Here is a 23,354-nt window from a genome sequence, read left to right as displayed (position 1 = left end):
CCGGGTGCGGACTCCACAGATGCCTCGTCCGGGGTCCATCGGCGAGCCTGCACAGGCAGCATCGGGGCATGACGACAATGACCCGCTGTAGTGACCTGTCCTTGCTGCCCGAGCTGCTCACCCGGGAGCAGGAGGTGGCGCTGGCCCGACGAGTCGAGGCCGGCGTCGTGGCCGGAGCCGTGCTCGACCAGTCACTGGACCTGCCCGTGGCTGCCGAGCGGAGTGACCTGGAGGCGGTGCGCCAAGACGGTGAGGCGGCCTGGCAGCACTTCCTGCTGGCCAACCTCAAGCTCGTGGCAATGCTGGCCGGGAAGTCGGCTCGGCGAAGCCACGTCGAGTACGACGAGTTCTTCCAGGAGGGCGTCGAGGCGCTGGCCGAGGCGCTGCGTCGCTTCGACCACCGCCAAGGCATGCGCTTCTCCACCTATGCCTATCCGTGGGTGCGCAATGCGGTCTTGAGACATGAGGTGCTGCGGGGCGGTTTGGCACAGACCCCGTTGTGGCGGGCCCGTGAGGCGCGACGGGTGCATCGCATCCGCGACGAGATGACAGAGGAGCTGGGGCGAACGCCCAACCTGGCCGAGCTGGCGGTGCGGCTGGGCATGCGGAGCGCACGCGTGGCCGAGCTCCTGCTCGAACGGGCGCCCGTGCCCCTGGACGAGTCGGACCGGTCCTCGCAGTTGCGCTGCCCCGCGGCCGACGTGGCGCTGGAGGGGTGGCTGCGGGAGCGCCCGGCGTGGTTGGGCCAGCTGGGTTCCCAGGAACGAGAGGTGTTGGCCCTGCGCCACGGCCTGGACGACGGCTGTGAGCGGGAACTGGCCGAGGTGGCGCGTCACATGGGGGTCTCGGTGAGCACCGTGCGGCGGACCGAGGCCCGCGCGCTGCGTCAGGCCAGACAGGTGCTGGGGGAGCGACCGGTGGCCGCCTGACTTGGGCCTCGCGGGCAGAATGGGGCCATGGCCCTGTTCTCGCGACGCACCGATCCGCCCATGCTGACCCACTACCGGCAGCACACCGGACGCCAGGAGCAGATGCTCGCCTGGGCGCAGGGGCCACGCGTCGAGCTGTTGGCCTTCCTCACCCACTTCGCCGTGCGCTATGCCGAGGGGGAATGGCAGCTCATCGGGTGGCACCACGTGCGCAGCGGCGGCTGGCGCGCTGAGGGGGAAGAACTCCACTGGCGCCTTGCCGACGGAAGCAAGGAGAACTTCCACCTCACCGAGGTGGGCGACTTCCCGGGGGTCTTCCGAGACCGGGTGCAGGCCAGCATCGTGGTGGAGGACCGCTTCGAGCCGCCGACGGGGGGACTGGTGCTGCTCACCGCTCGCCGAGACCTGGCCGAGGAGCACCCGCGGCTGGACTGGCACGTGGAGGCGATCCGCGGCGCCAGCCTCCAGGATCCGCAGACCAAGCGGTTGGCCGAGCTCGCGTTGGCGCGCTTGCGGGCCGATTATGACTTTTGACCAAAGCTGTGTAATGTTTCATCTCGCGCACGGCGCTGATCCCCTGTAGCTCAATCGGCAGAGCATCTGACTGTTAATCAGAGGGTTACTGGTTCGAGTCCAGTCGGGGGAGCCAATCACAACCCGTCCCACTAGTGGAAACACTGCTGGGGCGGGTTGCTTGCGTTCCCGAGTGTGTGATTCCCGCCTGCGCCATTCCTGCCGCTTGGCTTTCTGCGTGTCTGTCTCTACGGCGACCACGAAACGCCCAGGTGCCCTGACGGGGTGGCCAGCATGGCGTGTCCCACCTGCCTTGCGGGGGCCAGCTCACTGGTCTTCGACTCGCCCGACATGTTGGTCAGTTCGAGAGTGACGCGTTCGGGCGCTTCGTCGGTGAAGTCGATGGTGAGGGCGCGCTGCTCCACCGGCGCGGGCATGGGACGACGGAAGCGGGTGAGGGGTCTGTCACCGCTGCCCCAGCGGACCGTCAACCGCGGCTGGAGCAGGTCACCGGCACGCATCTCGCGCTCCAGGCCGAGCTTGACCAGCAGCACGTCGTCGTCGACCAGTTCCCACGCGATGCTGCGGCAACCATGTGATCCGCTGACGCTGATCACCCGAGCCCCGGGAGCAGGCGCCAGGACCAACATGGGGAAGACACGTACGGCCGGGCGAATGGCGCGCACCAGGAAGCTCTCCTCATGCTCCAGGGCGGATCCCGCCGCTCCCACCGTGATCCGGTCGTGGATCATCAGGGCGGTGAGCTGGGGGTCCAACGTCATGCCCATGCGATTCAGGGCCGCTCGGAAGGCAGGGGAGTAGTCAAGGGCCACAGTGGGGTACCACGTTGCTTCCGCGGGGCCGGCAAGTGCACTCACCAGGAGCCCGGGGGCAAGACCAAGCAATTCCTCGAGATGGGTGACTGCAGTGCGAGAGCCGGGACGGCTGGGAACCGAACGACCCTTGCACCAATAGCTCAGGGTCGCCTTGGACAAGGGGGTGCCACGCCGGCCCAATTCGTCCGAGAGTTCTTGCAGGGTCATGGCACTGTCATGGATGGCCCGGGTGAGGAGCTCGGGGAAGTCAAGCATGGTCGTCATACTCCCAACTGAGGCTGTGCCATCCGGCGGGAGGGTCGGTGAGACAGACCTGGAGGTGCTGCGCGGCCGTGAGTTGCTGACGCATGGGGTGCGTGGGCGTCGAGGGCTGCCACTGGTTGGGAGTGGTTTCGTACCAGGCATGCTGCGGGGCGCGCTCGAAGCTGGCTTCCAGCACCACGATCGGCAGCGATCGGCCCAGCACCCGAGCGACTTCCCCGGTGCGGGCATCGTCCGCCCGCCAGCGCACGCGAGTGCCCCGCAGGACGGGCTCCCCCATGGCGGCGGGGGCCGGCAGGTGGAGCTCCACGGCCATCAGCCCCAGGTCGGGCAGCACCACCACGCGACCCAGGGTGCAGCCCATGATCGCCTCGATCTCGGGAACGTCATCGTCGGCACCGATCCCGAGCACCAGTGCCGTGGCCCCCAGCTGCTCGGTGCGCGAGACCAGCAGTTCGCGCGTCTCCTCGACCCGGCCAAGTCCGTCGGCCGCCACGTGCACATGGTCGTGCACGCTCATGGTGTCGAAATGGGCCATGGGGTCCAGGCCCAGTTCCTCCAGGACTCCCCGCGCCCGATCCGCCTCGGGGAGCGCGTGGACCCGGTCCCAACGGCTGAAGGCATCGCTGGGCAGGGCCCCCTGCAGGTGGCCTACCGGAAGACGAAGGACTCGTTCCAGCTCACCGATCACGGCCAGGGACGATTCCCGGGAGGGAAGTGACCTGCCCCTTTGCCAGTAGCTCAACGTGGCGATGGAGATGCGACGGCCCGCCTCGGTCATCTGCTGCGAGATCTGCTCGAGCGTCAGACTCTGCCGTGCGATCGCATCGGACAGCGCACGGCAGAACTGCACATCGGGGCGATCCTTCACTTGTTCACCATAACCGACGCGCTGCGCGCTCCCAGCAGCTCGTGCCATGCGTGATTGACTGGCATGCAATCCTTGGCCGAGACACGACGGCCGACTGGCACTGGAGGGCGGCGATGGGCATGGTCCAGATCGTGCAGCCGCGGCAGGTCGCCCTGAGCGACCAGGCCAGGCTGCAGGTGCGCCGCACCCTCCCGAACCGGCAGCGATCCTTCGTCGGGGCGTGGTGCTTCGTCGACCACTACGGGCCTGACCCCGTGCGCGAGCCCAGCGACGGCATGGACGTGCCGCCCCATCCCCACACCGGTCTGCAGACCGTCTCCTGGCTCTTCGAGGGGGCCCTGGAGCACCACGACTCCGGGGGTGCGCACGCTGTGGTGCGGGCGGGCGAGATCAACCTGATGACCAGCGGCCACGGCATCGCCCACAGTGAGCAGACCACGGCCGAGACCACCGTGCTGCACGGTGTGCAGTTGTGGATCGCGTTGCCGGAGCGTTTTCGAGACACGGCCAGGGCCTTCCAGCACCACGCCCCCGAGCGTCGTCGGATTCCGGGAGGGGAGGCCCTGGTCTTCATCGGCGAGCTTCCCGGCGTGGACCGCTCGCCGATCCAGACCCACACCCCCTTGCTGGGCGCCGAGCTCCGGTTGACCGCCGGCAGCCGGAACGAGCTGGAGGTCGACGCCGGCTTCGAACATGCGCTGCTCGTCGACCAGGGCGCGGTCAGCCTGTAGGGGCAGCGCCTGGAGCGCGGCGAACTCGGGCTGGTGGACCGAGGCCCCCAGCCGCTCAGCATCGTCGTCGGCGAGCAGGATGCCCGACTGGTGCTGCTGGGTGGTGAACCCTTCGACGACGAGATCGTGCTGTGGTGGAACTTCATCGGCGGCGACCACGACTACGTGGCGCGCGCCCGCGAGGACTATGAGGCAGGAAGCAGCCGCTTTGGCCGGGTCGAGGGATACCAGGGCACCACCGAGCGAATCCCGGCACCACCGCTGCCGCCGGGCAGGCTGCGTCCCCGCGGCCGCACGGGGCGGGCCTGAGGATCCGGGCCGTTGTCGACCCCCTAGGCTTCACGCATGCAGTGGGACAACAGCCCGGTCTACCGCCGTCGACGCCGAATCGTGGCAGGAGCCACTGTCTTGCTGCTTGCCGCAGTGACCAGCTGCACCGTCCAACTGGGCAAGGCGCTGCGGGACGACTCCCCGGCCACGACCCAGCAGGCGCCCGCGCCCAGCGTCGATGCAGCGCGCTCGCCGCAGCCCCGCACGGGCAGCGCCCAGGACGTCACCATCGCCTTTGGCGGCGACGTGAACGCCCACGGTGAAGCGGCGCGCATCACCCGATCGGGACTGGGGCAGGTGGGGGAGGTGCTCGCCGCCGCGGATCTGGCGATGGTGAACCTGGAGACCGTGGTGGCGCAGGACCGCAGCGGGTTGCAGCCCGAACCCAAACCCTTCACCTTCGCCACCGGTCCGGCCCTGCTGGACACGCTCAAGGCCGCGGGCATCGACGTGGTCACCGCAGCCAACAACCACTCGATGGACTTCGGCGAGGAGGGCCTGCGTCGCATGCTTCGGGTCAAGCAGGAGCATGACCTGCCGATGGTGGGCATCGGTCACGACCAGGACGAGGCCTGGGCTCCGTGGGTGACGACGGTGAAGGCCGCAAGGTGGTCATCTTCGGGGCCACCGACGTGCTGGATGCCCACCTGGACTGGAAGGCCACCGCGGACAAGGCGGGGTTGGCCAAGGTGAAGGATGACGCCGGCTTGCAGCGTCTGCTCGACGGGGTGCGTGCCGCCCGTGCCGGGGGGCCCGACGTGGCCATCGTCGTCTACCTGCACAGCGGACAGGAAAGGGTCCGCTGTCCCACCACTCGTCAACAGCAGACCGCACGGAAGCTGGCCGAGGCCGGTGCCGACGTCGTCGTCGGCAGCCACGCCCACGAACTCCAGCCGACCGCGACGGTGGGCAACACCCTGGTGGCCCACGGCATGGGCAACTTCGTCTTTGCCGCCCACAGCAGTACCACGCGCGCCACCGGCGTGCTCAGCGTCACCATTCCCGGTGCCCCGGGCCCGGGTCACGCCACGTTCTCACCGGCGCGCATCGACCAGGGAGTGCCGTCGCTGCTGGAGGGGCAGGATCGTGCCCAGGCGCTGCAGCGGTGGGACGCGCTGGGCAAGGGCTGCAGTTAGCGAGATACTTCGGCGGTGCCCTCGCAAACCTCGATTCATCTGCGCCCCACCCAGACACTGCTGCTGGGATCACTGTTGTTCGGCCTCTTCTTCGGAGCCGGGAACCTCATCTTCCCCGTCTCGCTCGGGTTGCAGTCGGGGGCCTCGGTCATCCCGGCAGTGCTCGGCTTCCTGGTCGCCGCCGTTGGCTTGCCGATCCTGGGGGTGGTGGCCTCGGCGCTCGCGCAGACGCGTGACCTGCATGAATTGGCCTCTCGCGCGGCTCCCTGGTTCGGTGTCCTGTTCACCTGTGCGCTGTACCTGACCATTGGCCCCTTCTTCGCCATCCCTCGAACCGCGACGGTCTCCTTCGAGATGGCCTTCGGCGGCCGGCTGGGTTCGGGTGGTGAAGCGCTGGTGCTGCTGCTCTTCAGCGCGGGCTTCTTCGGGGCGGTGCTGGCCGCGGCGGTGCGTCCCGGCCGGCTGCTCGACTACGTGGGGCGCTACCTCACCCCCGTCTTCCTCGTCCTGCTGGGCATCCTGCTGGCGGTGGTGCTGGGCCGCGGAGGCCAGTCGAGGCCCGCGGCCGTCGAGCCCTATCTGCACCACCCCGCCAGCCAGGGCATCCTGGACGGCTACAACACGATGGACGCCCTGGCCTCGCTGGCCTTCGCGATCGTCGTGATCGAGGCAGTGCGACGCCTGGGGGTCGTCGCGCCGCACCGCATCGCCATCGAGGTGGGCAAGGCTGGCGTGCTGGCGGCGCTCGCCATGGGCGTGATCTACACGGCCCTGGCGGGGCTGGGCGCAGGTGCCAGCGGCCTGGTGGGCCGTGACGAGAACGGGGCAGTGACGCTGTCGGCCGTCTCCAGCCAGACCTTCGGGGCCGTGGGGCACTGGCTGGCGGCGTTGATCATGCTGGTCGCCTGCCTCAAGACCGCGATCGGCCTGGTGACTGCCTGCTCGGAGATGTTCGCGACGATGTTCCCCCGCAGCCTGTCCCAGCGGCAGTGGGCCGTCGCCTTCACCGTCGTCTCCTTCGGCCTGGCCAATGTGGGGCTGGAGGCCATCATCAGCGCGTCGGTGCCCGTGCTGCAGCTGCTCTACCCCTTGGCGATCTGCATCATCGCGCTGGGTCTGCTTGATCCTTGGTTGCGCTCACGCGTGTGGGCCTGGCGACTGTCCCTGCTGGGTGCGGGTCTGGCCTCGACGCTGTCGCTGCTGGGGATCGATCACGTGCCCTTCCTCCCGGGTCACGAACTGGGCTTCGGGTGGGTACTTCCGGCCATCCTCGGGCTGATCGTGGGCAGCCTCCTGCCTGCTCGGCGAAGCTGACGGATTCCTGTGGTGCGGTCGTGTCCGCCGCGGAAGTCTGCGCTGGTGTGGTTAGCGTCGAGGAATGTTTCCCCTCGAACTGTCAGTGTCGGACCAGAGGTTCGTCGGTAGGGCGACGAATGATCGCGAACACCCCGGTGGCGGTGGCCAGCAGTTGGCCGTCGGTCTCACGGGTCAAGGTTCCATCGACGTAGGCGAGGGTGCGGCCCACGCGGCGCACCGTCGCACTGCCCACCAGCAGGTCTCCGATCGACCCCGCCGAGAGGTAGTTCACGGTCAGTGAGCTGGTCACGGCCATCTTGTCCGCCGGAAGTTGCAGGATGACATTGCCGCCCATCACGGCATCCAGCATTCCGGCGATCACCCCACCGTGGATTCCCCCTCCCACATTCGCGTGACGCTCCGTCGTGGCGCAGCGCACCACCTCGCCGTCCCAGACGATCCCGTTGTGCGTGCGAAAGGGTGCCACCATGCGTTCGTTCACGCGGCAGATTGTGCCACTTCCCGGCGCCCCGTCCGGCTCATCCACCGGCTCCTGACGTCTCGAAACCCGAGACGAAAGCTCTCCGCCCTGCGCGGGGGCGTGACAGAGTGTGCAGGTCATGGCGGCGGTAGCGCTGCCCGCAGCCCATTTCTCAGGAGATTCCGTGTCGACAGCGACCCAGAACGCACCTGCCCCGCGTGAACAATGGCAGTCACAGATGGGGTTCATCCTCGCCGCGGTTGGCTCCGCGATCGGCCTGGGCAACATCTGGCGTTTCCCGGGTGTTGCCTACACCAATGGTGGCGGCGCCTTCCTGATCCCGTACCTGGTGGCGCTGTTGACCGCCGGTGTGGTCTACCTGCTCTTCGACTGGGCACTGGGCCACCGCTACCGCGGCTCCGCGCCTGCGATCTTCCGACGGGTCCACCCGAAGTTCGAACCGCTCGGCTGGTTCCAGGTGGGCCTGTGCTTCCTGATCATCACCTACTACGCGGTGATCGTGGCCTGGTCGGTGCGCTATGTCGGGTATTCGGTGAACCGTGCCTGGGGCGACGACCCCGCGGCCTTCTTCACCCAGGACTTCCTGCGGCTGCTGCCCTCGTCCGAGGCACACCTGACCGCCGAGGTCGTCCCGGCCATCACCTGGCCGCTGGTCGTCGTGTGGCTCTTCGTCAGCCTCATCATGGCGCTGGGCGTGGCCGGGGGCCTGGAGCGGCTCAACAAGATCTTCCTGCCCCTGCTGATCGTGATGTTCGCGGGCATGGTGCTGCGGGCCATCACGCTGCCCGGAGCCGTGACCGGCCTGAACTCCTTCTTCACCCCGGACTGGGCAGCACTGGCCGATCCGCACGTGTGGATCCAGGCCTATGCGCAGATCTTCTTCTCGCTGTCGGTGATGTTCGGCATCATGATCACCTACTCGTCCTACCTGCCGCGCAAGGCCAATCTGGGCCCGACCGGCCTGGTGGTGGCCTTCTCCAACTCGTCGTTCGAGATCCTGGCCGGCATCGGCGTGTTCTCGACGCTGGGCTTCATGGCCAGCAAGCAGGGGATCGCGATCTCCGAGCTGGAGGGCATCACCGGTCCGATCCTGAGCTTCGTGACCTTCCCCCAGGTGATCTCGATGATGCCGGGCGGCCCGTTGTTCGGCGTTCTCTTCTTCGGATCCCTCGCCCTGGCCGGTGTCACCTCGCTGGTCTCGTTGATCCAGGTGGTCACTGCCGGCGTGCAGGAGAAGTTCGGGATGAGCGTGCGTCGCAGCTCCCTGTTCGTCGGCATCATCGCGGCGCTGACCTCCACCTTCCTGTACAGCACCACCAATGGCCTCAACATGCTCGACGTGGTGGACAACTACGTGAACAATGTCGGCATCGTCGGCTCGGCCATCGTGACGGTCTTCCTGATCACCTTCGTCGTGCGCCGGTTGCCGGAGCTGCACCACCACATCAATGAGCACTCCGCCCGCCCGGTGGGGGCCTGGTGGCGGATCTTCGCCGGCTACATCACGCCGATCATGCTCACCGTCATGCTGGTCTTCGCCCTGGTCGATCTGGTGCAGAACGGCTACGGCGACTACCCGCAGTGGTTCACCCTTGCCTTCGGCTGGGGCGGCTTGGCCTTCATCCTGGCTGCCTCGCTGCTGCTGAGCGCCCTGCCGTGGCGCACCGCCGTCGACCATTTCCTGCCGGCACGGCTCGAAGGCATGGAACACCGCCCCTACGCCCACCACCAGGACGCCGACGACAACGGCCTTGCAGAGGAGACCCGATGACCACCACCGCACTCATCATGCTCGTGTTCTCGCTCACCATGGTCTGGGGCGGGCTGATCGCCTCGATCATCTACCTGCGCCGGAATCCCAGCCCCTACTCCGACGCCGACTGAGCTCACGGCGGCCGACCAGAAGGACGACACCCCGTCACTCTCCAAGAGTGACGGGGTGTCGTCGTGGTGGCGACGGGCAGATCAGTTGTCGCTGACCTGGTCCTTGGCCTGCTTGGCCTTCTGCTGGACCTGCTGCTTGCCCGACTGGGCCTGCTCGGTCAGGTCCTGCTTGGCGAAGTCGGCCTCACCCTTGACATTCTCGGCGGCCTCCTGGGCCTTGCCCTTGACGCTCTGGGCGACGTCCTGGGCGGGCTCCTTCAGGCTGGCGGCGGTGTCGCGAGCCACGTCCTGCGCCTGGTCCAGCAGGGGCTGGGCCTGTTCCTTGGCCTGCTCGGCGTAGCGCTTCTCCACCTTGGTGGAGGGCAGTGCGCCACCCACAAGGGCTCCGAGGCCGAAGGCGACCAGGCCGGCGGCCAGCGGGTTGCCGCGGGTGCGTCGCTTCAGCTGACCGGGGGCGTCCTGGACCTGCTGGCGCAGCCCCTGGCCGGTCTGACCGGCGGCCATCTGGGCCTGGTTGGCGCGCAGCTGGGCGCTGTACTGGGCCTGGCCGAGGCCACCAGCGGCGGCGGCGCGGGCCTGGTCGGCACCCTGACGGGCCTGGCCGGCCAGACCGTCGTCGGCGAAGTCATCCTCGGAACCGAAGACGGCCTCCTTGGCGCTCTGCACCTTCTGCTGCACGCCCTGACGCGCCTTGTCCACCTGCTCCTCGGCGATGTTGCGGGGATTGGCGTTCTCGGCGAGTGCGTTTACGTCCTCGCTCAGGTTGGCGCGGGTGCGCTCGATGTCCTGACGGATCTGCTCGGGATTGCTCATCGGTTCCTCTCCTCATTGCCCTTGAGGGCATCGGGGATCTTCTTGGTGGTCTCGGTGGTGCGGGGCAGCCCGTCGATCTGCTGCATCTTCTTGCGGCCGGTAGCCGCCAGTGCGGCAGCGACGATGCCCCACAGCACGGCCAGGATCAGTCCGGACCAACCCAGTGCCGGGTGGTCGTGGTTGCCGATCCAGATGGCCAGGGTCCACCACAGCGCGAGGCTGGCGAAGGTCAGGGCCAGGTGGGCGGTGATGCCCGCGCCGGCCAGCATCCCGGCGCCGCTACCGGCTCGGGTGGCGTCCTGCTTCAGTTCGGCCTTGGCCAGATCAAGCTCCTGGCGCACGAGGGTGCTGAAGTTCTGGCTCAGGTCGGCGACGATCTGTCCGATCGATCGGTCATCGTCCTGGTGCGCGGTCTGCGGAATGTGGGCTCCGCTCATCGGGCGTCACCACGAAACTGCTCGGGGCGCTCCTGGTCGAACAGCGGGTCGCTGTGGACGGGCTGCTCGTCCTGCGCCAGCTCGCGGGTGCCGCGGGCCAGTCGACCGGCCAGCAGTCCGGCGCCGGCAGCCAGGGCCAGGAAGGTGCCGGGCTTGCGGGCGGCGAAGCGACGCACCTCGAGCACGACGTCGTCGGGCTCGTGGTTCTCGAGCCAGCCGGCCAGCGCGGTGCCGCGGTTGGCCAGGTCGCCGGTCAGCTGGGCCACGGGGCCGCTGGTCTCGGCATTGCGGGTGAGCTGGGAGAGCTCGTCGCTGAGGCCGCGCACGGTGCCCGCCAGAGCGGTCTGGCCCTCGTGCGCGCGGCCGCGGAACTCGCCGACGGTGGTGTCGAGCAGTCCGCGCAGCTGGTCGCCGGCCTCGGCCGCCACCTGGGTGGCCTCCTGCTTGGCGGTGTCCAGCACCTGCTGACCATCCTGCACCGCAGTCTGCTTGACCTGCTCAGCCTGCTGCTTCGCGTCGCGGCCCACCTTCTGGGCCTCGGTCTTGGCCTGATCGGCCTTTCCGGAAGGGTCCTTCGGGGAATTCTTCGGATCTGTCATGCATCCATGTTTGACTCAACCGACCCCCTGTTGACCAGCGATCTGGCGGAAAACCAGCCATAAGGGTGAGGTCTTTTCGCTGTTGGCAGAGGGTGGGCTGCAAGACTGAGGCCATGTTGCTCACCCTGCTTGGTGGTGGGGGATTTCGAGTCCCCCTGGTCTTTCGAGCCCTCTTGGGCGACCGCAGCGAGGGGCGCGTCCGTGAGCTGAGACTGCACGATGTGGACCCCGACAGACTACGCGCCATCCAACTCGTCCTGCAGGAGATGGCAGCACATCATCCCGATCCGCCGCGAGTGGTGGCCACCACCGACCTGGCCACGGCGGTACGGGGCACCGACTTCGTCTTCTCCGCCATCCGCGTGGGCGGGACCGCGGGCAGGGCCGCCGACGAGGCACTGTGCCTCGGGCACCACGTGATCGGTCAGGAGACCGTGGGGGCCGGGGGCATCTCCTATGCCCTGCGCGGCCTGCCGGTGGCCATGGAGATCGCCCACACCGTGCGGCGGGAGGCTCCCGGGGCCTGGGTCATCAACTTCACCAATCCCGCGGGCACCATCACCCAGGCCATGCAGCAGGTGCTCGGCGATCGCGTGGTGGGAATCTGCGACTCACCGGTCGGTCTGGCGCGTCGGGTGCTGAGCACCCTGCAGCGCGCTGGCCTGGTCGATGGCCGCGACCTCACCGTCGGCCGGGGAGACAGCCAGGTGCGCATCGACTACCTGGGGCTCAACCACCTGGGCTGGCTGCGCGGTCTGTGGGTGGGGGAGCGCGACGTGCTGCCCGACCTGCTCGCCCGGCCAGACCTGGTGGAGGGCTTCGAGGAGGGGCGGCTCTTCGGCTCCGATCTGGTGCAGGCGCTGGGGGCGGTCCCCAACGAATACCTGCACTACTACTACTTTGCTCGGGAGGCTCTCGCGACGGACCTGGCGAGTGCAGAACCCCGTGGGCGCTTCCTGCTGCGGCAGCAGGGGGCCTTCTACGAGCAGGCGGCGCAGCTGGAGCACGGTGCCTTCGACCTGTGGCAGCAGGTGCGGATGGAACGCGAACGCACCTACATGGCCAGCAACCGCGAGGTGGCCGGAGCCTTCGAACGCGAGGCCGAGGACATGGCAGGCGGGGGCTATGACCAGGTGGCCCTGGCGATCATGCACGCCATCGCCAACGACGTGCCGGCCGAGTTGGTGCTGAACGTGGCCAATCGCGGTGTCATCCCCGAGCTCGCCGACGAGGACGTGATCGAGGTGCCCTGCCACGTCGATGCGCGGGGGATTCGCCCGATCATTGGCGGTGGTCTGGCCGAGCACGCGCGCGGCTTGGTCGTCAACGCGAAGTACGTGGAACGGGCCACCCTCACGGCCGGCCTGGAACGCTCGCGACAGCATGCGCTGCTGGCACTGCTGCACCATCCCCTGGTGGATTCCTGGCAGGTGGCCGAGTCACTGCTGGGCAACATGGTGCAACAATGGCCGGAACTCGCTGATCTTGCCTGAGCAGGTCTAACCTGCCGGTAAGGAGGCGAAGTCGGTGGAGATCCTCGTCAAGGCGCTGTCGCTGGTGGCCATCATCGTCGTGGGGTACACGACCAAGAAGATCGGTTGGGTGCGCGCCAGTGACTTCCCGATCTTCTCCAACCTGGTGCTCAAGGTCACCCTGCCGTGCGTGCTGATCACGAGTTTCAACGACCAGAGCCTGCCGCCGGGGCTGCTCTTCGGCTTGGCCGGCATCGGCCTGCTGGCCAACCTGGTGATGCAGATGGGAGCGGTGGTCCTGGAGCGACGACGCGGACGCCAGGCTCAGGCCTTCGCGGTGCTGAACATTCCCTCCTTCAACATGGGCGCCTTCGCCACCCCGTATCTGGCTGGTTTCATGGGCCCCGCCGCGGTGGTCCAGGCCAGCCTCTTCGACATCGGCAATGCCTTTGGCGCCGCGGGCATCGGCTATGCCTGGAGCACGTCGCTGGCCGATGAGAGCCGCCGGGTGACGGCGGGGCGTTTCGTGCGGGCCATGTTCAGCTCGGTGGTCTTCGACGTCTACCTGGTGCTGGTGGCCATGCAGCTGTTCGAGCTCAGGTTCCCCGCACCCGTGATCACTTTCACCGAGACGGTCGGTGCGGCCAACACCTTCCTGGCGATGCTCATGATCGGGATCGGCCTGGAGATGAAGCTGGACCGCGCCCGCTACGGGCTGGCGCTGCGCTACCTGTCGGTGCGGTGGATCCTGGCCGCGCTGATGGCCGTCGCGGTATGGCAGCTGCCCCTGCCCCAGGAGGTGAGGCTGCTGCTGGCGATGGTCATGTTCGCACCGATCGCCGCGATGGCCCCCGGTTTCACCCAGGAGATCGAGGGCGACGTGGCACTGAGCACCTTCATGACCAGCGCCAGCATTCTGGTGGGCATCATCGTGATGCCCACCATCCTGCTGACACTGGGATGAGTCTGCCGACGCGTCAGGCGCCCAGGTCGCGCAGGAAGTCGTTGGCCCAGTCGTCGATCTGGTGGGCGAAGACCTGCTTGCGCAACAAGCGCATGCGGCGGGAGCGATTCACCGGGGTGTCATTGGCGGCCCGCAGGATGGTCTGCTTCATGCCATTGAGGTCGTGCGGATTGCACTGGTAGGCCTGCTTCATCTCCTTGGCCGCACCGGCGAACTCGCTGAGCACCAGCGCCGCATCGTCCTTCTCGTGGCAGGCGACGTACTCCTTGGCCACCAAGTTCATGCCGTCGCGCAGGGGAGTGACCACCATGACGTCGGCGATGGAGTACATGGCCGCCATCGTGGTGCGGGGGTAGGAGTCATGCCGGTAGGCGATGGCCGGGCTGCCGATCTTGCCCACCTGGGAGTTGATGCGCCCCACCAGCAGGTCGATGTCGTCGCGCAGCTTGCGGTACTCCTCGACGCGCTCGCGCGAGGGGGTTGCCACCTGCAGGAAGACGTTCTCGTCGGGATCCAGCTCGCCGCTGCTGAAGAGCTCGCCGAAGGCGCGGATGCGCTGGCGCAAGCCCTTGGTGTAGTCCAGCCGGTCGACACCCAGGAAGATCCGTTTGGGATTGCCCAGGTCTTCGCGCAACTGCTCCGCCTCGGCACGCACGTCGGGATCGCGCGCCAGGTCACGGAAGCCGTCGGCGTCGATGGAGATCGGGTAGGCCTTGGCGAGCACGACGCGGCCGTCCGGCATCCGGATCCGGTCACGGGTCACCTGCACCCCCACCAGACGCTTGGCCAGGTTCACGTAGTTGGTCGCGCCACCGGGCAGCTGGAAGCCGATCAGGTCGGCACCCAGCAGGCCTTCGAGGAGTTCCTTGCGCCAGGGCAGCTGCTGGAAGAGTTCCTTGGGCGGGAAGGGGATGTGCAGGAAGAAGCCGATCCGCAGGTCGGGGCGCAGTTCACGCAGCATGGCGGGAACCAGGTGCAGCTGGTAGTCCTGCACCCAGACCGTGGCGCCCTGTGAGGCGCTGGCGGCGGCGGCCTCGGCGAAGCGGCGGTTCACGTCGCGATAGGTGTCCCACCATTCGCGGTGGTAGACCGGGGGGACCACGACGTCGTGGTACAGCGGCCAGATGGTGGCATTGGAGAAGCCTTCGTAGAACTCCTCGACGTCCTGCGAGCTCAGCGGAACGGGCACGATGCTGTAGCCCTCGTGCTGGAAACCCTCGATGGTCTCATCGGGTGCGCCATGCCAGCCGATCCAGGCACCTCCCTTGCGCTTCATCACCGGTTCCAGTGCGGTGACCAGGCCACCGGGCGAGGTGCGCCACTGCGGTTCACCGTCGGGCCCGACGCGGCGATCCACCGGAAGACGGTTGGCCACCACCAGGAAGTCGGAAGTCTCAGGGGTTGATGTGCTGTCGTGCATGGTCTTCGTCCCTTCGTTGAGCGAAGTAGGAGTGCCTCCAGCCTAGCGAGTCGCCTTTCCATGGCAGGCTGGAGGCATGATCCTTTCGACTGCACAGGTACCTGCCGGCGGCTGGAAGCCCGTCACCCCCGCCGGCGAACAAGCCATCACCGCGATTGCCGAGCAGCCCGACCGCACACTGCTGTGCAGTGACTTCGACGGCACCTTGGCACCGATCGTCGACGATCCCACCCAGGCCCGCATCGATCCGGGGGCCAAGGCCGTCTTCGGTGAGCTTGGGGGCTTGGTCGGGCAGCTGGCGATCGTCACCGGGCGTGAGGTGGCGATGGCTCGCCAGTTGGGCGGCCTCGACGGGGCGAGTGGCCTGGAGCGGCTGGTGCTGCTGGGGCAGTACGGGCAGGAGCAGTGGGACGCGGCCACCGACGAGTTGGTGGTGCCGCCTGCGCCGCAAGAGGTTCGCCAGGCGCTGATCGACCTGCAGAACTTGGTGGCGGAGCCGAGCGAGCAGAATCTGCGCGGCGTGGTGCTGGAGGACAAGGGGCGTGCCATCGGTGTGCACACCCGCCGGGCCGAGGATCCGGCCGGGGCCTTCGCCTGGCTCGAGGAGCCGGTGGCGCGCATTGCCCAGCAGCATGGCCTGGTGCTGGAACCCGGCCGCAATGTGATCGAACTGCGTGGCTCGAGCATCACCAAGGGTGACGGGATCGACACCCTGGTCGAACGTTTCCGGCCCTCGGTGGTCGTCATGATGGGCGACGATCTGGGAGACCTCGCCGCCTTTGCCCGGATCAAGGAACTCAGCGCCGCGGGCCGGCTGACCGGCGTGTGCGTGGTCGCGGGCTCGGATGAGCAACCCTTGGTGGCCGAGCAGGCCGACGTGTTGTGCGACGGCACCGAGGGCGTGGTCGCCTGGATGCGCGCCCTTGCAGAGGCGCTGGGCCAGGAGCGCTAGTCTGTGCGGGCAAGGGGCGTTGGCGCAGCTGGTTAGCGCAGGGTGCTCATAACACCTCGGTCGCGGGTTCGAGCCCCGCACGCCCCACCACGCATGAGGCGAACTACTCGCTGGTCACCGACGAATCGGCGTCGACCTTGACGGCCACAAGGACATCCCAGGGATCTGGCCCGGGCAGTGTGACGGGGAGTCTGAAGCGCCCCGGGTTTGATGCCGCATCCGTTTGAGTTCGAGAGGATGCAGTCATGCCGAAAGTGATCGATGAGAAGGTCCGTGCCCGGGCGGTGCGGTTGGTGCAGGAGCACCGCTCGGAGTACCCGACCGAGTCGAAGGTGCTGGAGGCCGTGGCCCGGCAGGAGGGGGTCGGCAAGGAGTCGTTGCGGCGGTGGGTGAACCAAGCCGAGGTCGATTCCGGGGCCCGGCCGGGAACGACCAGCGCTGAGCTGGAGGAGATCAAGAAGCTGACGGCCGAGAACAAGCGGCTGCGCGAGGACGTGGCGATCCTGAAGGCGGCCACGAGTTTCTTCGTGGGGGAACTCGACCCCCGCAACCGATGATCTTGGGTTTCATCGACATGCTTCGTGTCGAGAGCCATGCGGTCGAGTGGATCTGCCGGGTGCTGCGCGAGCAGGGTTGCCAGGTCGCCGCACGGACCTACCGTTGTTGGGCCAGGGGTCGGGTCAGCGCCCGCACGGTCTCGGACGCGCAGGTCGCCGACGCCGTCCACCAGATCGTGTGGCGGTATGAGGACCTGTCTGGCGGGGGTCGTCGCAAGGTGATGAACCCCGAGGGGCTCTACGGCCGCCGCAAGATGCTTGTCGCGGTCCGCAACCATCTTGGCGTGAGGGTTTCGCCCGGGTCGGTGGACCGGGTGATGCGCGGTTTCGGGTTGCACGGTGTTCGCCGCGACAAGGGCATTCGCACGACCATCCCGGCCAAGGACGGGATCCGTGCCGGGGACCTGGTCAACCGGGACTTCACCGCGGATGCGCCAAACCGGTGCTGGGTGACCGACTTCACCTACTGCCGAACCTGGGCTGGTTGGGTCTATGTCGCGTTCATCGTGGACGTGTTCTCCCAACGGATCGTGGCCTGGCACGCGCAGACCATCAAGCACGTCGACCTGGTCCTGACGCCGCTGCGGATGGCTGTGTGGCAGTGTGAGCGGCAAGGCCACCCCGTCGAAGTTGGACAGTTGATCCACCATAGCGACGCAGGCAGTCAATACACCTCGTTGACGCTCACCGAGCACCTCGCGCTGGAGAACATCCGCCCCTCGATCGGCACCGTCGGTGATGCCTACGACAATGCGCTGATGGAGACGATCAATGGGCTCTACAAGGCCGAATGCGTCCGGACCAGGATCATCCACGACGGGCCGTACAAGTCCCTCGCTGACGTCGAGTACGCCACCGCCGGCTGGGTCGACTGGTACAACACCCGCCGGCTCCACTCCAGCATTGGTAACGTGCCACCAGCAGCCTACGAGGCAGCCCACTACGAGGCCCTCACCAGAGAGCCCCAACCCGTATGAAAGCGGCAGAGAACCTGGGGCGCTTCAGGTAGGCCTTTTGGCCAGCTGCGTCCCGGTGGCTGGGGCTGGCTCGCACACACCGGCCTCGAGCACCACATCACCGTTTCGATCGTCGACATCGCCCATACACTCAGCAGCCACCACCTCGCGAGCAGCAACACGATCCGCGCACGAACCAGCGCAGAAGCAGCGCTGCGGGCCGCCCCTGAGGACACAATCACTCGACTCGACCTGGCAGCAGTCGCCACCGCCGAAGGTCGACTGGACGAAGCCGACAGGTTGCAGGAGGAGGCCCGCAGTTTGCTCGACGATGAAGAGCTCCCGGCCGACTTAAGCCCACGCAGCCTCCGTCTGGTGACCGAAGCAACACGAGGGGCAGGGGCGTGACATTGCTCTCACGCCGAGAGGCGGACGGCCTCTGTTCCCTCTCGAGACGGAGTACGGCGGCGGGTTTTCAGTGCATGATCGAGACATCCCGACATAGGAGGTCAGCAATGGATCTGCGCATCACCGCCCGAGGAAACCGTTTCGCATCCCTTGGCCAGTCGATCACGGTCGATGTCGATCGCCAGGCTGGAATGATCACGTTGGGAGCTCCGTTCTACCGGCGCTCGATCCCACTGCAGGACGTAGCCAGCGTCTCCTCACACACAGATGACGGTCTGAACCGTGGCCTCCTCAACTGGTATGTCACGGGGAAGGCGACATCACCCCAAGGCGTTCGCCTCAACACCGGCGGCAAGGCCCGTGTCGATCTGGAGACCAAGGCCGGGGAACGGTACGCAGTGGTGGTGGACACCCTGGACCAAGCCGTCGCGGTGGTCGATGCTGTGCGCGGCCAAGGCGGCGACTCATAGGATCCCTTGCCTCGGCCCGTCCTGTTTTGCCGCGTTCGGCGAGGCTCGACCTGTGGTCGCCCTGTCTAGGACAAGACTGTCCTCAGCGATTGCCTGCTCTTGCCCTGACGCTGCGTCACCCCTTCAGGATCACCAGACATGAGAAGAACCACGCTGCCGCTCTACCTGACTGCCAGCGCTGCGAGCCTGTTCGGCAATGCGGCCATCAATATCGTCCTGCCGTGGCTGGTGCTGGAGAGAACCCATGACCCGTCCTTGGCTGGGACCGTTGCCGCCGTCAGCGCCGTTCCGTCCGCGCTCGCCGCGCTCGGTGGCGGACACCTCATCGATCGTTTCGGTCGACGCCGGATGAGTGTCCTTGCTGACGTGGGCTCGGCCGTCGCGGTGGCGGGTTTGGCTGTCGTCGACCGGCTCGCTGGCCTGGACCTCACTTGGTTCATTGTCCTGGGAATTGCCGGGGCCTTGTTCGACCTGCCGGGGATGACGGCCCGTGAGACGCTGATGGCCAACGTGGCGCACACCAGCGGCAAGGGTCTCGACGTTATCGCGGGCTGGCGTCAGGGGATCTTCGGGGTGTCCTTCTTGCTGGGGCCGGCGATCGCGGGGCTCCTGCTCACTCTGATGCCGTCGATTCAGGTGGTGTGGGTGACGGCTGCCTGCTCGCTGGTGGCGGCCTTGCTGATCGGCGTCATGCCGTTGGATTCGATCCCCGAGGACCCGTCGCCGGACGAGAACCCCCTCGGCGCTCTGGCCACCGTGCGGGCTTCGCGGCCGATGACGCTGCTGATTGTGCTGAACGTGGTCTCCATGCTCTTGGTGGCACCCTTGCTGGCGGTACTGCTGCCGGCCCACTTCCAGTCGATGGGTCAACCGCAGCGGCTCGGTCTGACGATGTCGGCCTTCGCGGTCGGCACGGTTCTGGGTGGTGGCCTGTATGCCGCGGCCCTGCTGAAGCGACGACAGTTCGCCTGGGTGCTGGGCAATGTGCTCTTCCTGGCCTCCTTCATCGTGCTGGCTCCCATGACCGGCTTCTGGCTGCCCGTCCTCGGCATGGTGCTGGCCGGCATCGGGCAGAGCGTTCAGGGGCCGATCGTGTCCGTCCTGCTCACCGAGAACGTCCCCGAGCGACTGCGCGGCAGGATCTTCGGGCTGATGACCAGCCTGAGTGCACTGGCGAGCCCGATCGGCTTGGGGCTGATGGCCGTGCTGCTGCACGGTCGGCCGCTTGCCGTCGGGGGCTGGATGCTGGCGATCTGTTGGCTGCCCGTGGCGGTATGGGCCTGCGTGTCGCCGGGTCTGCGCGATTGGCTGGGGGAGTGCCGTGCTGACGATCAGTGAGCTGGCACGGCATGCCGGTGTGAGCGTGCGGACCGTCCGTCACTATCACCAGCTCGGGCTGCTGGCCGAGCCCGCCCGCACGACGCTCGGTCACCGCAGCTACGGGGCAGAGTCGCTCATGGCCCTCCGCCGCATCACGGCACTGGCCCGGGCAGGCGTCCCCTTGGCGCGCATCCCCGACGTGCTCTCGGCGACGGGTGCCCAACGCAGTGCGCTCCTGGACGAGGTCTCCCAACAACTCCGGGACAAGGAGCGACAGCTCGCCCGGACACGCGAGGCCCTGGAGCGGATGAGGTCCGACGAGGAGGACGAGCTGTCCCCGGAATTGTCGGCCCTGCTGGGCGAGCTCGCAGAGCTGGGCCTGCCGAGCGAACAGTTGACGACCGAGCAGGAGATGTGGCGGCTCACCTGCGTCCTCTTCCCAGACGCGTCCCCACGGTGGATCACCCAGCAACGAGACCTATTGCGCGACGACGAGTACCGGACGATCTACCGCGAGGTCGTGGCCGTCGCCGACGCCGAACCGGACGACCCCCGTATCGACAAGGTCGCCCGCCGCAGCGCCGCCTGGACGCTCGCCCACCTCGACGACTTCTTGGGCTGGACCGACGAATGGGCCTCCGATCCCCAAGCCGCCGACCTCGTCGAGGAACACACCCGGATCCGCTACTCGACCCCAGCCCAGCGGCACCTGCAGCGCCTCGTACAGGAGGAGCTGAAGGAGAACTAACTGTTGGCCTGCCCCTCAGTCGAGTCGCGGAACGCAACAGTTGATGTGGGGACGCTTCGCTGTTCACCCCACCTACACCCTCATTTGCGAAGAGCCGGTCACTGTGCGAGCACATGCATGATGGGCGTGATCTCCACCCACGGATCAACCGTGGCGCGCCATTGATCCCACTGTGGTGAGAGCAGTGTGACCGAGACCCTGATCTTGCGGGTGTATCCCCCTGGATGGCAATGCTCAATCGCGTTAATGCTTGACTCTAGCTCTGCTGGAATACTAGTGACCAAGCGGAACGCCTCCTCAGGGGTGAGTCCATCCCCTGCAACACCAAGATATTTTTCTGCCCAGTCTTGGGAAACTCGGTCAAAATTGGTCACCCGGATGAGCTCCCCATCCCACCGACCTGTGACAACCATCAATCCCGCGGAAGCCATTTGGCGTGCCAAATCACCATCAGCAATAGAAGTCAAGACCGCGCCGTAGGAACGTCCTACCCCGCCACTCGGATCGACGGGGTAGGACAGCCAGAGCCCTTCCTCATCCTCCACCAGACAGCCCAGCACCACGACGCTGCTCCCCCGCGGGACCGACGAGTACGGGCTGTTCATGGCGCCAGATTATGCCGAAGGCAGCAGAGGAGTAACACTCCAACTCCCCCCACCGCTCCCCGAGACTCGGTAGTAGGCCGTGAGCGTCCATCTACCTGCCGAGTTCTTGAGACACGTGTGCCTGTCGTACCGGCCCCAGTTCCCGTCCTTGTTGATGAAGGTGCGCCAGTAGCTCTCACATGTCGAACTCGACGTGAAGTTCGTCTGAACCACATAGTACGTCTGGGGATCCTCCGCTCTGGCCTCACCTGCGCCAGCAGTTGCCGTGATCCCCGACAGCAGGAAAGCGGCAATGGTCACTCGGGACAACTTCGTTGTGGTCTTCATGATATTCGCTCCCTCGAGATCTTAAGGAGATGAAGCCGCTCGGCCCTCATCGCCCGAACTCCTGCCGGTGCGCTCACAAGGCCATGACGTGGCCCGCTGCACCATCGAACGGCTCTACCGCGCCCAGGGCTGGCAAGGAGCAACGCGTCGGGGCAGGTTCAAGCCCATGCCCTCGGACGGGACACCGCGGACGGCTGACCTGGTGGACCGCGGGTTCTGGGCTGCTCGGCCGAACCGGTTGTGGGTCACGGACTTCTCCTATGTCCCGACGTGGTCGGGAATGGTCTATGTCGCGTTCGTGATCGACGTGTTCAGCCGCCAGATCGTGGGCTGGCGCGCCGCTACCCGCATGACCACCGACCTGGTCCTTGACGCGTTGGAGCAGGCCCTGTGGTCGCGCAAGCAGCAAGGCATCACCAGCTTCATGGGGCTGGTGCACCACACCGACGCCGGGTCGCAGTACGTCAGTTTTGCCGTCACCCAGCGGTTGGTCGAGGCCGGGGTCGATCCGTCGGTCGGGTCGAACCACGACCCCTACGACAATGCCCTGGCTGAGTCCACGATCGGGCTGTTCAAGGCCGAGTTGATCCGGCCCGAAGGCCCCTGGCGCAACGTCGAGCACGTCGAGCTGGAGACCCTGCGCTGGGTCGACTTCTACAATACGATCCGTCCCCACGAGGCACTCGACGACCTGAGCCCGATGCAGGCCGAAGACCTGCACTACCATCGACCCAGGCTCACCGCCTGAGCCACCAAACCGTGGTCTCGGATGGACATCCACATTGGCGGGCGCTGGTTTTGGTAGCCTCGTTGGAGGATTCGCCCGTGGTGCATGTGGGGCGATGCTCTACTGCCATGCAGGTGGTCTCCTAGTCACGACGGCGGCCACCTTCGCGGCAACAGGTATGACGGGTGGATCCTTGAGTGAATCCGCACAAGCCGCCGGAGGCGCCGCAGTGGGATACATCGCCGGAGAGCTTGGAGTACGCGCAGGCGAGAAGTTCTCCGCCATGCGGAGCGTCGGAGGTTAAATGAAGACCTACATCACCATCATGAGGGCGCTGACCTTCCTTGGGCTTGCGCTTGGGATTTGCCTCGCGGTAATGACGCCTATCAACGAGTGGTTTTTTGGTCTGCTCCTATACGCCATGCCCTTGGCGCATTCTATTCGTCTCGTGAAGAACCCGTCGCAGGCCCACTTCGATATCGGGGTCGAAGTTGTGCGAAGGTACCTCTGGTTGGGCCTAGCCCTCAGTGCTGGGCTCATCGCAACAGGTGCGTCTCGGATAGGTCTAGATCCTAGGGGTGAACGGGCAGTATTGTATGTAGTCGCCATCGGGCTGGTTCCAGCGATGATTTCGTTTGGAATTCTGACTATCGAGAGTCGACGGGGAGAATGATGGGGATTCAGACAATCTCGCACGCGCTCAGATGAACCAAGGGGTTTTGTCTCGCTGCGGGCGCGGCGGTTGCTGGCTGCTACATGGGAGTGGGAATGGTAACTGGGGCTGCGGCAGGGCTGCACATTGGCCTCGCGCGGGGCTACTCCTCGAGAGATATTGCTGGTGAAGTTCTGCAAGGCGCAGCGTTTGGGGCTTTGGGAGGTTATCCCCTTTAGTAAGCGAGTGCGCTTAATCGAAGAAAGCGTTTAGGTTCCCGGTAGCGAAGTGAGAGAAGATGTCAAAAAAGGAAGCTCGCCTGACATTCATTTTGATTGCCTCGCCCTTGGCGGTAGTCATAGGACTTTATGAAGGTGGTGTGATAGATGAAACCTTACGCCTATACCTCTTAGCGGGGATCGTGGTCTGGATCCTGATTCTGATGGTCTGGATGACAAAAAGGAACTTATAGAACGGGGTGAGGGCCGCCATCATCGTGATGGCGGCCCGCAGCCGTATGCGGCGGGGCCTATCTGCGTCGACGGGCCCGTCAGTGGCAGTGGACCGGTCGGATGTGCTGGTTAGGGTCAGACTGTCCCGCGGCAAGCCACGGTCTTCGAGCAGGCCGCCCGTAATCC

23 protein-coding genes, 2 tRNA genes and 2 pseudogenes are annotated in these 23,354 nt (G+C 66.6%); 19 read left to right on the top strand and 8 right to left on the bottom strand.

Going from position 1 to position 23,354, the window contains the following annotated elements; genetic code table 11:
• Positions 1-68: 68 nt before the first annotated feature.
• From ACOAMO_RS12945 to ACOAMO_RS12935, 3 genes are all read left to right on the top strand, one after another.
• On the top strand, positions 69-929 hold the full coding sequence (locus ACOAMO_RS12945; protein ID WP_420175163.1) for a sigma-70 family RNA polymerase sigma factor: 861 nt from the start codon (positions 69-71) through the stop codon (positions 927-929).
• 27 nt (positions 930-956) lie between these two features.
• Complete coding sequence (locus ACOAMO_RS12940) at positions 957-1,463, top strand: hypothetical protein (protein ID WP_420175162.1); 507 nt, start codon at positions 957-959, stop codon at positions 1,461-1,463.
• A 39-nt stretch (positions 1,464-1,502) separates the two neighbouring features.
• Positions 1,503-1,578, top strand: a tRNA-Asn gene (locus tag ACOAMO_RS12935).
• A gap of 112 nt (positions 1,579-1,690) precedes the next feature.
• On the opposite strand, the gene ACOAMO_RS12930 is transcribed toward ACOAMO_RS12935, so the two are convergent.
• Positions 1,691-2,533: a hypothetical protein gene (locus ACOAMO_RS12930; protein ID WP_420175161.1), complete on the bottom strand. Its 843-nt coding sequence runs from the start codon at positions 2,531-2,533 to the stop codon at positions 1,691-1,693.
• Positions 2,526-3,458: a hypothetical protein gene (locus tag ACOAMO_RS12925; protein WP_420175160.1), complete on the bottom strand. Its 933-nt coding sequence runs from the start codon at positions 3,456-3,458 to the stop codon at positions 2,526-2,528. Before ACOAMO_RS12925 ends, ACOAMO_RS12930 begins: the two co-directional genes overlap by 8 nt.
• A 65-nt stretch (positions 3,459-3,523) precedes the next feature.
• On the opposite strand from ACOAMO_RS12925, the gene ACOAMO_RS12920 reads away from it, so the two are divergent.
• From ACOAMO_RS12920 to brnQ, 4 genes and pseudogenes are all read left to right on the top strand, one after another.
• On the top strand, positions 3,524-4,141 hold the full coding sequence (locus ACOAMO_RS12920; protein ID WP_420175159.1) for a pirin family protein: 618 nt from the start codon (positions 3,524-3,526) through the stop codon (positions 4,139-4,141).
• 33 nt (positions 4,142-4,174) lie between these two features.
• Positions 4,175-4,450, top strand: coding sequence for a pirin-like C-terminal cupin domain-containing protein (locus ACOAMO_RS12915; protein ID WP_420175158.1), 276 nt, complete (start codon positions 4,175-4,177; stop codon positions 4,448-4,450).
• 36 nt (positions 4,451-4,486) lie between these two features.
• Positions 4,487-5,607, top strand: a pseudogene (locus ACOAMO_RS12910) (CapA family protein).
• 15 nt (positions 5,608-5,622) lie between these two features.
• Positions 5,623-6,921, top strand: coding sequence for a branched-chain amino acid transport system II carrier protein (gene brnQ / locus ACOAMO_RS12905; RefSeq protein WP_420175157.1), 1,299 nt, complete (start codon positions 5,623-5,625; stop codon positions 6,919-6,921).
• A gap of 82 nt (positions 6,922-7,003) precedes the next feature.
• Here the strand turns inward: brnQ and ACOAMO_RS12900 are convergent, their stop codons facing one another.
• Positions 7,004-7,405: a PaaI family thioesterase gene (locus ACOAMO_RS12900; RefSeq protein WP_420175156.1), complete on the bottom strand. Its 402-nt coding sequence runs from the start codon at positions 7,403-7,405 to the stop codon at positions 7,004-7,006.
• A gap of 163 nt (positions 7,406-7,568) precedes the next feature.
• Between ACOAMO_RS12900 and ACOAMO_RS12895 the strand changes: the two genes are divergently transcribed.
• Complete coding sequence (locus ACOAMO_RS12895; protein WP_420175155.1) at positions 7,569-9,176, top strand: sodium-dependent transporter; 1,608 nt, start codon at positions 7,569-7,571, stop codon at positions 9,174-9,176.
• On the top strand, positions 9,173-9,289 hold the full coding sequence (locus tag ACOAMO_RS12890) for a methionine/alanine import family NSS transporter small subunit (RefSeq protein ID WP_420175154.1): 117 nt from the start codon (positions 9,173-9,175) through the stop codon (positions 9,287-9,289). Before ACOAMO_RS12895 ends, ACOAMO_RS12890 begins: the two co-directional genes overlap by 4 nt.
• 81 nt (positions 9,290-9,370) lie before the next feature.
• On the opposite strand, the gene ACOAMO_RS12885 is transcribed toward ACOAMO_RS12890, so the two are convergent.
• Genes ACOAMO_RS12885 through ACOAMO_RS12875 form a run of 3 tightly spaced genes read right to left on the bottom strand, consistent with a single transcriptional unit; the run spans position 9,371 to position 11,138 of the window.
• Positions 9,371-10,102, bottom strand: coding sequence for a DUF3618 domain-containing protein (locus tag ACOAMO_RS12885; RefSeq protein ID WP_420175153.1), 732 nt, complete (start codon positions 10,100-10,102; stop codon positions 9,371-9,373).
• Entirely contained in the window at positions 10,099-10,539 is a 441-nt protein-coding gene (locus ACOAMO_RS12880) for a phage holin family protein (protein WP_420175152.1), read from the bottom strand. Before ACOAMO_RS12880 ends, ACOAMO_RS12885 begins: the two co-directional genes overlap by 4 nt.
• Positions 10,536-11,138 carry a hypothetical protein gene (locus tag ACOAMO_RS12875; protein ID WP_420175151.1) on the bottom strand — a complete coding sequence of 201 codons (603 nt, stop codon included), beginning with the start codon at positions 11,136-11,138 and terminating at the stop codon, positions 10,536-10,538. Before ACOAMO_RS12875 ends, ACOAMO_RS12880 begins: the two co-directional genes overlap by 4 nt.
• Before the next feature lie 113 nt (positions 11,139-11,251).
• Between ACOAMO_RS12875 and ACOAMO_RS12870 the strand changes: the two genes are divergently transcribed.
• Positions 11,252-12,631, top strand: coding sequence for a 6-phospho-beta-glucosidase (locus tag ACOAMO_RS12870; RefSeq protein WP_420175150.1), 1,380 nt, complete (start codon positions 11,252-11,254; stop codon positions 12,629-12,631).
• A 34-nt stretch (positions 12,632-12,665) separates the two neighbouring features.
• Positions 12,666-13,574 (top strand): AEC family transporter, encoded by a 909-nt coding sequence (locus ACOAMO_RS12865; protein WP_420175149.1) that lies wholly within the window; start codon positions 12,666-12,668, stop codon positions 13,572-13,574.
• Positions 13,575-13,587: 13 nt separating this feature from the next.
• Here ACOAMO_RS12865 and ACOAMO_RS12860 read toward each other — a convergent pair whose 3' ends face one another.
• The gene (locus tag ACOAMO_RS12860) at positions 13,588-14,994 is read right to left on the bottom strand and encodes an alpha,alpha-trehalose-phosphate synthase (UDP-forming) (protein WP_420175148.1); all 1,407 of its coding nucleotides are present in this window, start codon (positions 14,992-14,994) and stop codon (positions 13,588-13,590) included.
• 76 nt (positions 14,995-15,070) lie between these two features.
• Here ACOAMO_RS12860 and otsB point away from each other — a divergent pair, with 76 nt between their 5' ends.
• From otsB to ACOAMO_RS12830, 6 genes are all read left to right on the top strand, one after another.
• Complete coding sequence (gene otsB / locus ACOAMO_RS12855; protein WP_420175147.1) at positions 15,071-15,946, top strand: trehalose-phosphatase; 876 nt, start codon at positions 15,071-15,073, stop codon at positions 15,944-15,946.
• Positions 15,947-15,959: 13 nt separating this feature from the next.
• A tRNA-Ile gene (locus ACOAMO_RS12850) sits at positions 15,960-16,036 on the top strand.
• Positions 16,037-16,191: 155 nt separating this feature from the next.
• A protein-coding gene (locus tag ACOAMO_RS12845; protein WP_420175146.1) for an IS3 family transposase occupies positions 16,192-17,480 on the top strand; the annotation gives its coding sequence in 2 pieces (ribosomal slippage) (positions 16,192-16,465 and positions 16,465-17,480; 1,290 coding nt in all).
• Between the two features lie 494 nt (positions 17,481-17,974).
• Positions 17,975-18,337, top strand: coding sequence for a hypothetical protein (locus ACOAMO_RS12840; protein ID WP_245995635.1), 363 nt, complete (start codon positions 17,975-17,977; stop codon positions 18,335-18,337).
• Positions 18,338-18,475: 138 nt separating this feature from the next.
• Complete coding sequence (locus ACOAMO_RS12835) at positions 18,476-19,675, top strand: MFS transporter (RefSeq protein ID WP_420175145.1); 1,200 nt, start codon at positions 18,476-18,478, stop codon at positions 19,673-19,675.
• Positions 19,659-20,405 (top strand): MerR family transcriptional regulator, encoded by a 747-nt coding sequence (locus tag ACOAMO_RS12830; RefSeq protein WP_420175144.1) that lies wholly within the window; start codon positions 19,659-19,661, stop codon positions 20,403-20,405. The genes ACOAMO_RS12835 and ACOAMO_RS12830 overlap by 17 nt, the downstream gene beginning before the upstream one ends.
• Before the next feature lie 98 nt (positions 20,406-20,503).
• On the opposite strand, the gene ACOAMO_RS12825 is transcribed toward ACOAMO_RS12830, so the two are convergent.
• A complete protein-coding gene (locus tag ACOAMO_RS12825; RefSeq protein ID WP_420175143.1) occupies positions 20,504-21,010 on the bottom strand; it encodes a hypothetical protein in 507 nt (168 codons plus the stop codon).
• Between the two features lie 388 nt (positions 21,011-21,398).
• Between ACOAMO_RS12825 and ACOAMO_RS12820 the strand changes: the two are divergent.
• Together ACOAMO_RS12820 and ACOAMO_RS12815 are read left to right on the top strand one after the other, a co-directional pair.
• Positions 21,399-22,085: pseudogene (locus tag ACOAMO_RS12820) on the top strand (IS3 family transposase); the annotation flags it as partial.
• Positions 22,086-22,368: 283 nt separating this feature from the next.
• The gene (locus ACOAMO_RS12815; RefSeq protein ID WP_420175142.1) at positions 22,369-22,737 is read left to right on the top strand and encodes a hypothetical protein; all 369 of its coding nucleotides are present in this window, start codon (positions 22,369-22,371) and stop codon (positions 22,735-22,737) included.
• Positions 22,738-23,354: the final 617 nt, after the last annotated feature.

Origin of the sequence: Luteococcus struthionis, assembly GCF_048595755.1 — a bacterium.
Lineage (GTDB): Bacteria > Actinomycetota > Actinomycetes > Propionibacteriales > Propionibacteriaceae > Luteococcus.
This window is presented reverse-complemented; position numbering and strand designations above follow the sequence as displayed.

Coding starts and splice junctions, on each gene's coding strand:
- ACOAMO_RS12945 (WP_420175163.1), top strand. CDS start 69: ATGACGACAATGACCCGCTGTAGTGACCTGTCCTTGCTGCCCGAGCTG.
- ACOAMO_RS12940 (WP_420175162.1), top strand. CDS start 957: ATGGCCCTGTTCTCGCGACGCACCGATCCGCCCATGCTGACCCACTAC.
- ACOAMO_RS12930 (WP_420175161.1), bottom strand. CDS start 2,533: ATGCTTGACTTCCCCGAGCTCCTCACCCGGGCCATCCATGACAGTGCC.
- ACOAMO_RS12925 (WP_420175160.1), bottom strand. CDS start 3,458: ATGGCACGAGCTGCTGGGAGCGCGCAGCGCGTCGGTTATGGTGAACAA.
- ACOAMO_RS12920 (WP_420175159.1), top strand. CDS start 3,524: ATGGGCATGGTCCAGATCGTGCAGCCGCGGCAGGTCGCCCTGAGCGAC.
- ACOAMO_RS12890 (WP_420175154.1), top strand. CDS start 9,173: ATGACCACCACCGCACTCATCATGCTCGTGTTCTCGCTCACCATGGTC.
- ACOAMO_RS12885 (WP_420175153.1), bottom strand. CDS start 10,102: ATGAGCAATCCCGAGCAGATCCGTCAGGACATCGAGCGCACCCGCGCC.
- ACOAMO_RS12880 (WP_420175152.1), bottom strand. CDS start 10,539: ATGAGCGGAGCCCACATTCCGCAGACCGCGCACCAGGACGATGACCGA.
- ACOAMO_RS12875 (WP_420175151.1), bottom strand. CDS start 11,138: ATGACAGATCCGAAGAATTCCCCGAAGGACCCTTCCGGAAAGGCCGAT.
- ACOAMO_RS12870 (WP_420175150.1), top strand. CDS start 11,252: ATGTTGCTCACCCTGCTTGGTGGTGGGGGATTTCGAGTCCCCCTGGTC.
- ACOAMO_RS12860 (WP_420175148.1), bottom strand. CDS start 14,994: ATGCACGACAGCACATCAACCCCTGAGACTTCCGACTTCCTGGTGGTG.
- otsB (WP_420175147.1), top strand. CDS start 15,071: ATGATCCTTTCGACTGCACAGGTACCTGCCGGCGGCTGGAAGCCCGTC.
- ACOAMO_RS12840 (WP_245995635.1), top strand. CDS start 17,975: ATGGATCTGCGCATCACCGCCCGAGGAAACCGTTTCGCATCCCTTGGC.
- ACOAMO_RS12835 (WP_420175145.1), top strand. CDS start 18,476: ATGAGAAGAACCACGCTGCCGCTCTACCTGACTGCCAGCGCTGCGAGC.
- ACOAMO_RS12825 (WP_420175143.1), bottom strand. CDS start 21,010: ATGAACAGCCCGTACTCGTCGGTCCCGCGGGGGAGCAGCGTCGTGGTG.
- ACOAMO_RS12815 (WP_420175142.1), top strand. CDS start 22,369: ATGAAGACCTACATCACCATCATGAGGGCGCTGACCTTCCTTGGGCTT.